This window comes from Acinetobacter equi, assembly GCF_001307195.1.
In the GTDB taxonomy this organism is placed as follows: Bacteria; Pseudomonadota; Gammaproteobacteria; order Pseudomonadales; family Moraxellaceae; genus Acinetobacter; species Acinetobacter equi.
Genome location: NZ_CP012808.1, coordinates 1,769,810 through 1,784,273, shown reverse-complemented (window position 1 = coordinate 1,784,273; position 14,464 = coordinate 1,769,810). Strand labels below are relative to the sequence as shown.

Annotated in this window: 13 protein-coding genes; 2 read left to right on the top strand and 11 right to left on the bottom strand. The window is 35.0% G+C overall.

Features of this window, described 5'->3' with window-relative positions; all coding sequences use genetic code 11:
* The first annotated feature begins 53 nt into the window (after positions 1-53).
* A complete protein-coding gene (locus AOY20_RS08495) occupies positions 54-692 on the top strand; it encodes a DUF2238 domain-containing protein (protein ID WP_054581453.1) in 639 nt (212 codons plus the stop codon).
* A 20-nt stretch (positions 693-712) separates the two neighbouring features.
* Here AOY20_RS08495 and sohB read toward each other — a convergent pair whose 3' ends face one another.
* The 11 genes from sohB to AOY20_RS08440 form a co-directional block, all read right to left on the bottom strand.
* The gene (gene sohB, locus AOY20_RS08490; protein ID WP_054581452.1) at positions 713-1,675 is read right to left on the bottom strand and encodes a protease SohB; all 963 of its coding nucleotides are present in this window, start codon (positions 1,673-1,675) and stop codon (positions 713-715) included.
* A gap of 232 nt (positions 1,676-1,907) precedes the next feature.
* Positions 1,908-2,756, bottom strand: coding sequence for a transporter substrate-binding domain-containing protein (locus AOY20_RS08485; RefSeq protein ID WP_054581451.1), 849 nt, complete (start codon positions 2,754-2,756; stop codon positions 1,908-1,910).
* A 25-nt stretch (positions 2,757-2,781) separates the two neighbouring features.
* Positions 2,782-3,513, bottom strand: a complete 732-nt coding sequence (locus tag AOY20_RS08480) for an amino acid ABC transporter ATP-binding protein (protein ID WP_054581450.1) — start codon at positions 3,511-3,513, stop codon at positions 2,782-2,784.
* Positions 3,514-3,516: 3 nt separating this feature from the next.
* The gene (locus tag AOY20_RS08475) at positions 3,517-4,182 is read right to left on the bottom strand and encodes an amino acid ABC transporter permease (protein ID WP_054581449.1); all 666 of its coding nucleotides are present in this window, start codon (positions 4,180-4,182) and stop codon (positions 3,517-3,519) included.
* Entirely contained in the window at positions 4,172-4,831 is a 660-nt protein-coding gene (locus tag AOY20_RS08470; protein ID WP_054582570.1) for an amino acid ABC transporter permease, read from the bottom strand. The genes AOY20_RS08475 and AOY20_RS08470 overlap by 11 nt, the downstream gene beginning before the upstream one ends.
* A gap of 222 nt (positions 4,832-5,053) precedes the next feature.
* Complete coding sequence (pstB, locus tag AOY20_RS08465) at positions 5,054-5,974, bottom strand: phosphate ABC transporter ATP-binding protein PstB (RefSeq protein ID WP_054581448.1); 921 nt, start codon at positions 5,972-5,974, stop codon at positions 5,054-5,056.
* 10 nt (positions 5,975-5,984) lie between these two features.
* Positions 5,985-7,373 carry a phosphate ABC transporter permease PstA gene (pstA, locus tag AOY20_RS08460; RefSeq protein WP_054581447.1) on the bottom strand — a complete coding sequence of 463 codons (1,389 nt, stop codon included), beginning with the start codon at positions 7,371-7,373 and terminating at the stop codon, positions 5,985-5,987.
* Positions 7,373-8,752: a phosphate ABC transporter permease subunit PstC gene (gene pstC / locus AOY20_RS08455; protein ID WP_054581446.1), complete on the bottom strand. Its 1,380-nt coding sequence runs from the start codon at positions 8,750-8,752 to the stop codon at positions 7,373-7,375. The genes pstA and pstC overlap by 1 nt, the downstream gene beginning before the upstream one ends.
* Positions 8,753-8,851: 99 nt before the next feature.
* Positions 8,852-9,877, bottom strand: coding sequence for a PstS family phosphate ABC transporter substrate-binding protein (locus AOY20_RS08450; protein WP_054581445.1), 1,026 nt, complete (start codon positions 9,875-9,877; stop codon positions 8,852-8,854).
* Positions 9,878-10,292: 415 nt separating this feature from the next.
* Positions 10,293-11,825, bottom strand: a complete 1,533-nt coding sequence (locus AOY20_RS08445) for a pyridoxal phosphate-dependent decarboxylase family protein (protein ID WP_054581444.1) — start codon at positions 11,823-11,825, stop codon at positions 10,293-10,295.
* 2 nt (positions 11,826-11,827) lie between these two features.
* The gene (locus AOY20_RS08440) at positions 11,828-13,201 is read right to left on the bottom strand and encodes a diaminobutyrate--2-oxoglutarate transaminase (RefSeq protein ID WP_054581443.1); all 1,374 of its coding nucleotides are present in this window, start codon (positions 13,199-13,201) and stop codon (positions 11,828-11,830) included.
* A gap of 503 nt (positions 13,202-13,704) precedes the next feature.
* Here AOY20_RS08440 and AOY20_RS08435 point away from each other — a divergent pair.
* The gene (locus AOY20_RS08435) at positions 13,705-14,364 is read left to right on the top strand and encodes an SIMPL domain-containing protein (protein WP_227510325.1); all 660 of its coding nucleotides are present in this window, start codon (positions 13,705-13,707) and stop codon (positions 14,362-14,364) included.
* The last annotated feature ends 100 nt before the right edge of the window (positions 14,365-14,464 follow it).

Here is a 14,464-nt window from a genome sequence, read left to right as displayed (position 1 = left end):
ATTACATCCAATATTAACTTAATTAAAAATGACTAAATTTTAAAATAATTTTTATGAATGAATCTCAATTTACTTCTAAACATTTTATTGTTTTTGGCGTACTCCTATTTGTTGCATTAATTGCCAGTATTAACCCACTTGAATATACATCATATGGATTACATCAAATTGGCACCGTACTCATGCTTATGGTTTTAATCATGTGTTTTAAAAAAGTTGGACTAAGTTTTAATGCATTCTGTTTGTATATCTTATTTCTTTTAATCCATATTTTAGGTGCACATTATTTATATTCCTATGTTCCTTATAGTGATTGGTCCATGCATTTATTTGGTTTTAACTTAGATCAAAGTATGGGCTGGACACGTAATATGTATGACCGTTTAGTCCATATTTCTTATGGTTTATTTCTTTATCCTTTCTTTTATCGCTTATTTCAAGTTTGGTTTCCGCAAATTTCATCCACTCAACGCTTTTGGCTGGTTGTGCAATTTGTTATGGCAACAAGTTTGATTTATGAATGGATTGAATGGTTAATTGCAATAGGTTTATCTCCTGAAGAAGCTGAAAATTATAATGGTCAACAAGGTGATATTTGGGATGCACATAAAGATATTCTAGTAGCAACAATCGGCTCTATGATTACAGGAGCTTTTATGCTTTATCAAGACAAGAAAAAAGCACTCAAATGAGTGCTTTTTTAACTTAGAAGTTATAGTTTTGGATCTCTTAATTGCACAACATCTGAATTGGTTTTCAATACAGTTTCCACCAACTTATTCATTACAACAGGTATAATATGATCTGCAATTTGAGCGGCTTGTATACCTAGTTTCTCACCTAAAGTTGGCTTTTTACGTGTTTCAATCACATAAACATCATGCTGTGCTAATAAACCTAAAATATATTCATCAGATGTTTGAATACGATCTACTAAGTTTAACTCTTGTGCATCGTGTCCATACCAGTGTTCACCAGTCGCTACTTTTTCAACATTTAATTGTGGACGATATTTTTCTACAAAACTTTTAAACAAATGATGAGTTTGTTGAAGTTCTTCTTCAAACTTTTCCTTACCTTCTTCGGTATTTTCACCAAACATAGTAACGGTACGTTTATATTGACCTGCAGTATATAACTCAAAATCAATATTATTTTGTTTTAATAAACGATTAAAATTTGGAACCTGAGCAACTACACCAATAGAGCCAACAATTGCAAACGGTGCAGCTAAAATTTCAGAACCGATGCATGCCATCATATAACCGCCACTTGCAGCAACTTTATCTACACAAATGGTGAGATGAAAACCCGCTTCACGTAAACGCACAAGTTGAGCTGCCGCTAGACCATAGCCATGTACCATGCCACCAGGACTTTCTAAACGTACTACGACTTTATCTTTACCTGCTTTTGCGGTTGCCAAAATAAGTGTAATTTCTTCTCTTAATTGTGCCACAGCAGATGCTGCTGTATCACCCTTAAAATCGAGTACATAAATTTTTTGATTTAATTTTTTACGTAGACGTGATTCTTTTGATAATTGTTGTGTCAATTGTAAAAGTTCAAATTTGCTTGCGGTTGATTGTGCTATTTTTTTTCGTTGATCATTAATTCGAGTATTTAAATGATGAATACGAATTTCTGCAGGAAATTTAGTAGTATGAAATAGCATAAGATGTGAATTCTCAGATTATTCTGTGCATATCACTATCATTAGGTCAATCTGTATTTTTTTCAATAGTATTTTTATAATTTGCTGAATAATTTACAAAATTCACTTCAAAACAATAGGCTTCTTTTCACAGTATGCACTTTTGATATTCATCTCTTTATATACAAAAAGATTAAACCCAAAAATCAAAATACTGAAAAAAGAAACCTATGATATATAAATATTTTAGTGCTTATTTACCATTCACATCTAAAAATATTTGAGCATCTACAGCATCACCATAAATTGGTCGTAATGTTTGATTATAAATTTTTTGGATTTCACCTGTTTCTCTCAATTGCTTCATTTCTGTATTCAACCAATTAAGCAATTCAACATTTCCTTTTTTTACCGCAGGTGCGATAAAGTCTTCATTACCAATTTGAGGAATACCAACGGTATAGTTTGGATTCTCAGCAGCCCAGGCTAAAGCATAAGTCGAATCTTGTGAAATTGCATCACCACGACCATCTTTTAATGCATTAAATGCATCTGTATTTTGTTCAAATTTAAGTAATTTTACTTTTGGATAATTTTTCGTAAAGAAACTATCTGAACTAGAACCTCTATTCACAATTAACGTTTTATTTTCTAAATCTGTAACTGAGTTAATTGGTTTACTTTTAGGAGACACAATACCTAAAGATGCTTTTAAATAAGGTTCTGCAAAGTCGACAACGGTTTTACGTTCTGGTGTTACAGAAAAACTTGCTAAAACAACATCAACCTTACCTGACTTAAGGAACTCCACACGGTTTGCAGCCTCAGTCACCACGTATTCAATTTTCTTTTCATCACCCAATAAATCTTTTGCGACTTTTTTAGCAATTTCAACATCAAATCCTTGATGCTCACCTTTACTGTTGACATAACCAAAAGGAGGATTATCTGCAAATACTGCTACACGAAGTACATCATTCTTTTTAATTTGTTCAATTGAAGATGTTTGTTGTTGAGCATCTGAGTTTTTATTACAAGCTGTTAAACCTAACGCAGAAATACCAATACCAACTGCCAATAGGAGAGATTTTTTTAATTCCATTTTATTTTCCTTAATTAACTTTAAATTAATAACTTAAAATATTTAAAAATGCTTTTGCACGTTCAGTTTTCGGTTGATTAAAAAATTGATCTGGCGCAGCTTCCTCAATAATATTGCCCTGATCCATAAAAATAATTCGATCAGCAACTTTCTGAGCAAATCCCATTTCATGAGTTACAATTAACATCGTCATCCCTTCATTTGCTAAGCTAAGTACAACATCCAATACTTCTCTCACCATTTCAGGATCTAAAGCTGCGGTAATTTCATCCATCAACATTACTTTAGGTTGCATAACAAGTGAACGAACAATAGCTATTCGTTGTTTTTGCCCACCCGATAAATTACGTGGATAATCTAGCTTTCTATCAAACAAACCTACTCGTTTCAGTAACTCATCAGCAACTTTTTCAGCTTCTGCTCGAGTTCTTTTTTGTGCCTTAAGTGGTCCTAATAAAATATTATCAATAATATTCATATGTCCAAATAATTCATAATTTTGGAATACCATACCAATTTCTTGACGAACCTCAGTCCATTGCGTGTCTTGACCTAAAATGCCTAAACCGTTGAGTTTGATCTCACCAGACTGAATCGGTTCTAGCCCATTAATACAACGTAATAATGTACTTTTGCCACAACCTGAAGGTCCTAAAATTACAACAACTTCACCTTCAGTCACATCCAAATTAATATTTTTTAAAATTTGGGTATCACCAAATGACTTTTTTAAATTTTTAATCTCAAGTAAAGACATGATTTATTCCCAAACTTTTTCTAAATAGCGTGATATCAAAGACAATGGATAACAAATAATGAAATATAAAATAAAGATCAATCCATAAATCCATAAAGATGCATTCGGTTCAATAAGCAACGAATTTTCTATGATTTGTTGTCCAACTTTTAAAACCTCGACAACACCAATCAATACAGCCAATGAACTTGTTTTTACCATTCGGGTAAATAAGTTAATTGCACCGGGTGTAATTCGTTTTAAGCTTTGTGGAAAAACAACAAAAGTAAGAACTTGAGTTTGATTTAGACCCAAAGCAAGTGCTGTATCGCGCTGATGTTTATCTATAGAACTAATGCCTGCACGAACCAAGTCCCCCATTTCAGCTGTACCCCAGAGTACAAAAACAAAGATACATACCCAAAAGGCAGAGAACTGCCAGTTAAACCATGTAGCAAACCCAAAATAGAAAACAAACAGTAAAACCAAAATAGGTGTAACGCGAATAATCTCTAAATAAAGACGAGATAGGACTTTAATTACTGTATTTTTAGATGTCATGATGACACCAAAAATCGTACCTAAAATTGCGGAAAGTACTACCGAAAATAAGGCGATTTTAATCGTAACCCAAAGCCCGAGCATTAATCGTTCAAGGTGACTAGGCTGAAATAAAAATTCAAATTCCATGACTCACCTTCCGACTTTTATATTCTAAATAGCTCGTTAAAGCGGATACAGGAAGAAGAATAATCAGATATGCACAAATTAATAAAAAGAGTGCTTCTGTTGTTTTATAATCCAAACCAATCAAATCTTTTGTCACAAACAAAAGCTCTGCAATCGCAATTGCACTCAATACTGAACTTTCTTTAATTAAGAATAGACAATTTGCCCCAATTGCAGGAATTGAAATTGCCATTGCTTGAGGAAAAGTAACGTAACGGAAAATTTGTAATGAATTTAAGCCAATACTTTTTGCAGAATCTATTTGCCCTTTAGAAACCGATTGCAAACCAGCTCTAAATACTTCTGCCATATAGCTTGCGCCTAAAAATGTAAGACCAATAACCCCACAAGTAAAACCATCTAAAGTAATACCAATTTTAGGTAATCCATAATACAAAAATAAAAGTTGTATCAATAACGGGGTATTTCTTGATAACTCAATATAACAACCAACCAATTTATCTAAAATAAAAACCTTATAAGTCAAAATAATACTAAAAATCAGCCCCAATAAAGTGGATAGAAAAATACTGATAAGAGAAATTTGTAGGGTTGTTATAGTCGCAGCATAAAATTGCGGCCAAACACTCCAAATATAGAGCCAATCCAAAATAATCATCCAAAATAAAATAAAAACGGATTTATGGATCTAATTTTTATAATCCAATTATCATTATATAAATATAATGAGATAAAACTAACCATTTTTTACAAATATGTATTTCTTAAATTTTTATATATTTATGAGATAAATACAATAATATTCACAAAACAACAAATATTAACTACATAAAAAAAGAGTCAAATGACTCTTTTTTACATTTAAATAAAATTAACCAAAGCGCCCCGTAATATAGGCTTCCGTAAGCTGATGATCTGGCTGAGTAAATACTTTTTCTGTTGCATTTACTTCAATTAAATCCCCTAAATGAAAATATGCAGTTCGATCAGAAACACGTGCTGCTTGTTGCATTGAGTGAGTTACAATTGCGATTGTATATTGCGTAGAAAGTTCAGAAATTAGCTCTTCAACTTTAGCTGTTGCAATAGGATCTAATGCCGAGCACGGCTCATCCATTAAAATTACTTCAGGGCTCACTGCAATTGTACGTGCAATACATAGTCGTTGTTGCTGCCCACCTGAAAGTCCTGTTCCTGGCTGATTTAAACGATATTTTACTTCATCCCATAGCCCCGCTTTACGAAGACTATTTTCAACAATTTCTTCTAAATCATATTTATCACGTGCCAATCCATGTAATTTTGGACCATAAGCTACATTATCAAAAATAGACTTAGGAAAAGGATTTGGCTTTTGGAAAACCATGCCTACTTGAGCACGTAACAAGACTACATCTAAATTAGGATCATATATATCTTGTTGATCTAACAAAACTTTCCCAGTCACACGACATGAATCGATCGTATCATTCATGCGATTCAATGTTCTTAAAAATGTTGATTTACCACAGCCTGATGGACCAATAAAAGCAATCACTTCATTTTCATAGATATTTAAATCTATGCCTTTAATCGCTTCAGACTCCCCATAATAAACATGCACATCTGAAGTACTTAATTTGATATTTGAAGTAGGTATATCTTTTTTCATTGCTGGCTGTGTATCAAATTGAGAAATAAATGATGTTGATGCCATTTTCTCAGATTCAGCAGAGCTTGACTGTATTTTTTCTGAATTCACTGATTTATCCTGTTTTAAGGAATTTGTTTCTGTTGCAGTTACCATATTCATTTCTTATGCCCTACCAACGAACTTCAAATTTTTTACGCAACCAAATTGCAAAACTATTTAAACTAATCATTAATGCCAGTAAGACAATAATTGCAGCTGCGGTACGACCTTCAAAGAAGTTACGTAATTCATTTCCCTGCCATAAGAAAATTTGCACAGGTAATGCCGTAGACTGATCAAGTGGTGTAGCAGGTACATTTGCAACAAATGCACTCATACCAATCAATAATAAAGGAGCTGTTTCACCCAAAGCCTGTGCAACACCAATAATTGCACCAGTAAGAATACCGGGCAAAGCCAAAGGTAAAACATGATGAAAAACTGTTTGTAAACGTGATGCACCTAAGCCCAATGCAGCTTGACGAATTGATGGTGGAACTGCTTTTAACGATGCTCGAGTGGTAATAATCACTGTAGGTAATGTCATTAAACTCAAAACTAAACCACCAACCAATGGAGCAGATAGAGGCATATGCATCCAACCGATAAAAATAGCTGCCCCTAATAAACCAAATACAATTGAGGGAACTGCTGCAAGATTATTGATGTTCACTTCAATAATATCGGTCAGAATATTTTTAGGTGCAAACTCTTCTAAATAAATTGCCGATGCAACACCAATTGGAATCGAAATTATGATGACAATTAGCATCATAAATAAAGACCCCATAAATGCACCTGCTAAACCTGATGTTGCTGGTGAACTACGTGAATCTGGATTCACAAATAAATTAGTATTAAATGTTTTTTCAATAATACCTTGTGCCTTTAATTCATCTGCTAATTGACGAATTTCAGGGCTTAATTGTTGTTGCTCATCTGCTAATGTACGATCAATATTTCCCGACAACCAAACATCAACATTTGCATCAACCAATGCTGTCACTTCTTTGACTTGACCAATCAGAGATGGATCTGCCATTACCATGTCACGCAATTTATAAGTTTCTGAACTGGTATAAAGTGACGATAATTCATCTTGTTGATTGGCAATTTTCGGGTCTTGTTTAACAATAGCCTGACTTAATAATAAATCCCAATCCACCATTCCAAGCTCAGTTTGCCAAGCAATCATTCGCTCTTCAAAATGTACAGGTGATTCACCTTCTTTTTGCTGTGGTTTTCCACTGATTTGAATAACATTTGGATCAAAATAAACTGGCACCGTGACACTATATTGCCAAAATGCGGGTAAACCTTTCGCTAAAATACTACCGAAAAGTAATACTACAAAAAGTAGCCCTGCAATTACCGCAGAAAAACCAAACCATTTAAATGTTTTTTCTTTTCTATGGCGCTTTGCTAATGAGCTTTCAATTTTTCGCTTACGCTCATCTCTTAATCTAGCTGCAATCTCTGGATCAATCTGATCCAATGAATTTGTATTACTCGTACTCATTAGTCATATTGCTCACGGTATTTACGCACAATATAAAGTGCCACAATGTTTAGACCCAAGGTAATTACAAATAAGGTCAATCCTAAAGCAAATGCCACCAATGCTTGCGGGCTTGCAAAATCTGTATCTCCAGTTAATTGATTCACAATCGTAATCGTTACTGTTGAAACCGCTTCTAATGGATTTACATGAAGTAATGGGCTATTTCCTGCCGCTAACACCACAATCATGGTTTCACCAATTGCACGTGATGCTGCCAATAAAAATGCACCAATAATTCCTGGTAAAGCCGCTGGTAATACGACTTGTCGAATTGTTTCAGATTTTGTTGCACCCAAGCCCAAAGAGCCATCTCTTAATGCACGAGGAACTTGGGTAATAATGTCATCAGATAATGAAGATACAAATGGAATAATCATAATTCCCATGACTAAACCCGCAGTTAAAGCACTTGTCGCATTAATATCAATTCCAACAAGAGCACCCAACATTTTTAGAAATGGGCCAATAATCATTAAAGCAAATACGCCATATACAATTGTTGGAATACCCGCTAATACTTCAATAGCAGGTTTTGCCCAAGAACGAAATTTAGGTGATGCGTATTCTGCTAAATAAATGGCAATCATAAGTCCAACTGGAACAGCCACTAAAAGTGCTATTCCACTGACCATGAGTGTTCCCCAAAGTAACGGAAGTAACCCATAACTCCCTTCTGCATTTCCTGAGGTACTAAAACCAGGATTCCACTCTGTACCAAAGAAGAAATCTAAAGGGCTAACAAAACTAAAAAATCTTAAGGCTTCACTAAACATAGACATCACAATGCCAATCGTGGTCAAAATTGCCACTCCTGAACATAGTGCTAAAGCCACATTAATTATTTTTTCAACTTGATTACGGGCACGATATTGTTTTTCTACTTTTTTCTTTGCCCAAACTAAACCTAATAATGAAGCGCAAATCACAATAGCAAATTTGGCAAATGAGGTAATCATTGCCAATTGAGAAAGTTGATTTGCCGCAGATATTTCATAAACAGCAGGTGTATCAGTCACACCAAAACCTGAAGCAATAGCTTCAACTCGATCAATTAAAACTTCTTTATCTGCTTGATCTAAGCTTGCCATAATAGCTTCAGGCACATGATTAAGTATGACCTGTTGTAAAATCATTGGTTCAACAATATTCCAAACCAATAAAATCAAAATAGCAGGAAGACCACACCACAAGGCAACCAACGCACCATAATAACCTGGGCGTGAATGCAACATTGCAGAATTATTTCCCTTGCCTGCTAATTTACGGCTTGTTGCTAAACCAATTTGATAGGCAATGGCAATCAATGCCAGTAGAACACCTATGAGTAGCAGATTCATGCATTCTCCACTGTTTTTCAACAATGATATTGTTTAAAAAAACTCATATTGAAAACTCACCAATGATCAAATCAATTCATCATTGGCGAGTTCATCTTTTTACTTTACTGCTTTGCCAGCTTTAAAGTTTGCTAAAATTTGTGCACGTTCTTTATCTGATAAAGAAATTAAACCTGCTTTATCTAATTTCGAACCTTTACCTGAAACTTTTTTACTTAAAAAGTATTCAGTAAATTGTGGTAAACCTTTAATTGATTTTAAGTGCTCACCTTTGACATAAAAGTACAATGGACGTGATACAGGATATGACCCATTTAAAATAGTCTGTTCTGAAGGTGCAACATTATTTACTGTTGCGACACGTAATTTATCTTTATTTTGATTATAGAAACCTAAACCAAATACACCCACAGCACTTGGTGATGTTTTTAAACGTGCCAAAGTTTCAGTGTAATCACCTGAGATTTCAATAACACGTCCATCTTTACGAAATGTTGAGCATGCTTTCTTTTGAGCATCTTTATCTAATGCTTTAATCGCAGCATAAGTTTCACATCCTGCATCAACCATTTTTTCTTGGAAAACTTCACGTGTTCCATGGTTTGATGCTGGAATGACTAAGGTAATTGGTTCATTTGGTAATGCTTTATCAATCTGATTCCAATGTGTATATGGGTTCGGAACCATTTTGCCATTTGATGGTAATTCTGCTGCTAATGCTGCATAAACATGTTGTGGGCGTAATTTATAAGCAGATTTTTTTGCATTTGAGGCAAATACAATGCCGTCATAGCCAATTTTTACTTCTAAAACTTGATTTACACCAGCCTTTTTACAAGCAGCTAATTCTGTATCTTTAATTTTACGAGATGAATTGGCGATATCTATTGTGTTATCACCAACACCATTACAAAACTGTTTTAAGCCACCAGATGAACCACCAGAACCAACAACAGGTGATTTAAACTGAGGAAATGTATTACCAAACTCTTCAGCAACAATACTTGCATAAGGTAAAACTGTTGATGAGCCAGCAATTTGAATAGTATCACGTGCTGCATTTGCGGCTGTACTTACAAGCACTCCAGAAGCTGTAAACATCAACGCAATCGTTTTTAGGCGCATTTTCTTCTCTCTTTTATGAAGCTTAAACTCAAAAGTACGCCACTAACCTGTTGTGCTGTACTTTTTAGATGCTTTCATTTTGAGTTCAGAATATGACAAGGAAGTTACAGACTAATGACGGTTTTATGATATTCGATAGAGTTACTTTAAAATAAATAATGCTCATAAAATTCAATTAGTTATCTATCTTGGAATTATTTATTATACTCAGCCTCACTATAACTTTTTTTGTAATTCACCTCACTTTAATAATAAAAAAGTGATACGTCTTATATTTATGAAAATATTTTTTGGCGCTTATCTAATGCTTTGTTACATATCAAAACCAATCTAAAAAGAAAAACCTCGGTTCTCTTATATTAAAGGTATATAAAAAGGAGCTCATTAGAGCTCCTTCCTTTACACAAACAATTAATTAATCAATTGGTGGTGTATATGTACCATTTGCAATCGAATCTTTAATACGATCAGCTTCTGCAAGCACAAGTGCAAGTAAGTTCTTCACGTTATCTAAAGTTGCAACAGGGCTTAAAGTTGTCATTTTCAATGATTGAACTTGACCAACTTTAGTCACACCAATATTCGCTTCACCACGTGCAAACAATTCATCTGCTACATTTTGGTTTAATGTATCAAGTAATTCTGTTGGATAACCTTCAGGAATTACACGGAACAATACAGAAGCAAATTGTGGATCAACCAACATTTCTAAACCGTCAGTTGCATCAATATAAGCTGCAACATCACGTGTTAAACCAACACCATGATCAATCATAGAACCGTAAAGCTCTTCACCTAGTGCTTCTACTGTCATCCACAATTTCAACGCATCAAAACGACGAGTTGTTTGTAGTGATTTAGATACTAGGTTTGGTACGCCATGTTCTTCATCATAAGCAGAGTTTAAATACTCAGCTTCATAATGCATGAAACGATAATTCGCTTCATCTTTAAGTAAGAACGCACCACATGAAATCGTTTGGAAATAATGCTTATGGAAATCAAGCGTTACTGAATCAGAAAGCTCAATACCGTCCAACATAGAACGATAATCATTAGAAAGAATCAGTGCACCACCCCAAGCTGCGTCAATATGCATCCACGTGCCATATTTATTGGTGATTTCACGAATTTCTTTTAATGGATCAATCGCACCAGCATCAGTTGTACCTGCAGTTGCAACAACACATGCCACAATCTTACCTTCAGCTTGAAGGTGAGCCATGGTTTTTTCAAGTGCATCAACATCCATCTGAGCATTGTCGTTCACAGGAACAGTCACAACAGACTGGAAGCCCATGCCCATCATTGCCATGTTCTTTTGCACAGAGAAGTGTGCATTTTCAGAACAGATAACTTTAACATTACGCATTGCTTCGTTAGGCACGCCATCACGCTGAACAGACCACGGATTGCCGTTTTCGTCTTTCCAGTTTTTCGCGATACAAGCATCACGCGCAAGAAGTACACCCATCAAATTAGACTGTGTACCGCCAGAGGTAAATACACCTGCTTGACCTGCACCATAACCTACTTTTTGACGTAACCAATCAATTAACTGAACTTCCATCAATGAACCCGCTGGGCTTTGATCCCATGAATCCATAGATTGGTTTGTTGCATTGATTAATACTTCTGCGATTTGACTTGTCACCATTGTTGGGCAATGCAAATGCGCTAGAGAATGTGGATGATGTACTTTTAAGCTTTTATTTAAGAAAAGCTCAACCATACGGTCTAATGATTTTTGCACACCAATACCATCTTTAGATGGATTGAAAGCAATTGCACTGCGAAGATCTTTAATGCTGCCGCCGGTGTACATTTTGTCATTTTGCAACCATGCAGAAACGGCTTTAACCGCTTCGCCCATTGCTGACTGATAGTCAGCAATGGATTGTGCATCATTGCAGAATAACGCTTTACGATGTTCTGCAAAATCAACCATTATTACGCGCCTCGAACTGCAACAAGAGCTTCAGCAACTGCTTTCTTAAAGCGAGCAATTACTTCTACACATTCATCTTGACTGATGATCAACGGGCAAAGTAAACGAATTACTGTACCGTTACGACCACCTTTTTCGAGCAATAATTTATTGTCGAAACAAGCTGCTTGAATTGCTGCTGCAAGTTGAGAATCACCTGGCAAAGAACCCATATGATCAGCTTTTTGACGCTCATCAACGATTTCAACACCAATCATTAAACCACGGCCACGCACGTTACCAATACATGGGAATTCAGCAGCTAATTTTTTAATTTCAGCTTGTAAGAAATCACCACGATCTTGTGCATTTTGAGCTAAGTTTTGCTCTTTGATTGTATTCAAAGTTGCAAGACCTGTACCCATTGCCAATTGGTTACCACGGAAAGTACCCGTGTGACCTGCTGGTTGCCAAGCATCAAACTTACGTTTAATACCTAATACAGCAAGTGGTAAGCTACCACCTACAGCTTTAGACATTACAACAACATCTGGTTCAATACCTGCATGTTCAAATGCAAACATTTTACCTGAACGCGCAAAGCCTGCTTGAACTTCATCAAGAATTAACACGATATTGTGTTTTTCAGTTACTTCACGAATTTTTTTCAACCATTTGGTTGGTGCTGTAACTACACCACCTTCACCTTGAATTGCTTCAAGAATCACAGCAGCAGGCTTAGTTACACCACTTTCAACGTCTTCAATAAAGTTTTCAAAGAAATACGTTAATGCGTCAACACCCGCTTCACCACCTAAACCAAGTGGGCAACGGTATTCATGCGGATAAGGCATAAATTGAACGCCTGGCATTAAACCATTTACGGCATTTTTAGCAGACAAGTTACCTGTCATAGCTAAAGAGCCGTGAGTCATACCGTGATAGCCACCTGAGAAACTAATCACAGAGCTACGACCTGTATACGTCTTTGCAAGTTTAATAGCCGCTTCTGTTGCATCAGCACCAGAAGGACCACAGAACTGTAAGCAATATTCTTCTTTTCCACCTGGCAGGTAAGAAAGAAGTGCTTCAGTAAATGCATCTTTTAAAGGAGTTGTTAAATCCAAAGTATGTAAAGGTAGACCACTTGCAATAGTGTCTTGAATACTTTGAATTACCGCAGGATGGTTATGGCCCAAAGCCAATGTTCCTGCCCCAGCTAAACAATCGAGGTACGTTGTACCTTCAACATCGGTAACCCAGCAACCTTGTGCTTTCGCTATCGCTAACGGTAATTTACGTGGATAACTACGAACATTCGATTCCATCTGACTTTGGCGAGTCAAGTAGTATTCGTTTGTGGAATTGGTGGCAGGGTTTACAGAAGTAACGCTCATATCGAATTACCATCTCTGATATGGGTTGATAGAAATAAGTCGGGTGACTTGCGGTCCTTTGACTCGGTGCTTTATAGAATCTAGTTAGATTTTGATGTATTAAATAACTAGGAGCGCGATGATACCTAATTTTTATAGAAAATAAACACCTTTAATCACTAAAAGTATTTAAATTTTATCGAAAATATACATCAAGCCCATCATTAGATTGAATTATCATCTTACTATGTGACAAGCATAAGAAAACACTATTTTTTAATTTTTTTTCATCAATATTTTCCATATCTTTTTTTCATAAAAAAATCAGCACAAATCACTAATTTATAATATTTTTTACATATTAATTCGTTATTTATTGTTTTGCGTGTTTTTTACATTCATGCCACAATTTCTACCTAAAAGCACCACAAATAAAAAATATGCTATTCCTAGTATACAAAAATCATCTCGGGGACTTCATTATGTATAATATTACAAAACTGCCTATTATATTTAGTATATTTATGGGTACTACTATATTCACCCATGCTTCAGATACTATTAATTATAATATTGCTAATATTCAATCAGAATCATCACGTGATGTTTCAAATGATGAAATGTATGCTGTGTTATATATTGAGCAATCTAATAAGCAACCTGCTCAATTGGCTAGTCAAATTAATTCATTAATGAATAAAGCACTAACCACAGCTCAAAAATATCCTTCGGTTAAAACAAATACAGGCTCACAAAGCTCTTACCCAGTTTACGACAATGACAATAAAAAGTTAAAAGAATGGCGTAGTCGTGCTGAAATTCAAATTAAAAGCACAGACTTTCAAGCCACTAGTCAATTAATTAGCGAGTTACAAAAAAACTTTCAAACGCAATCAATTAATTTTTCTGTATCAGAAAATCAGCGTAAAAAAGTAGAAAATGAATTACTTGTTGAAGCATCTAAAAACTTCCAACAACGTGCTCAATCACTTGCAGAAGCTTGGAATAAAAATGGCTATCATCTTGTGAATATTAATTTAAATACCAATACACAATATCAAGCACCAATTGTTATGCGTGCTGCAAGTGCTAAGTTTGCTACGGATAGCATTCCAGAACAAAATGTGGCAAGTGGTGAAACTAAAATTGTGGTCAATGCTAATGGAACTATTCAATTTAAATAGTTCTTTTAAAGTACAGCATCATTTTTGATTTATACGTTAAATATCAAACTTTAAAAGCATTAAAAAGACAACAAATCTGTTGTCTTTTTCCTATTTTAAC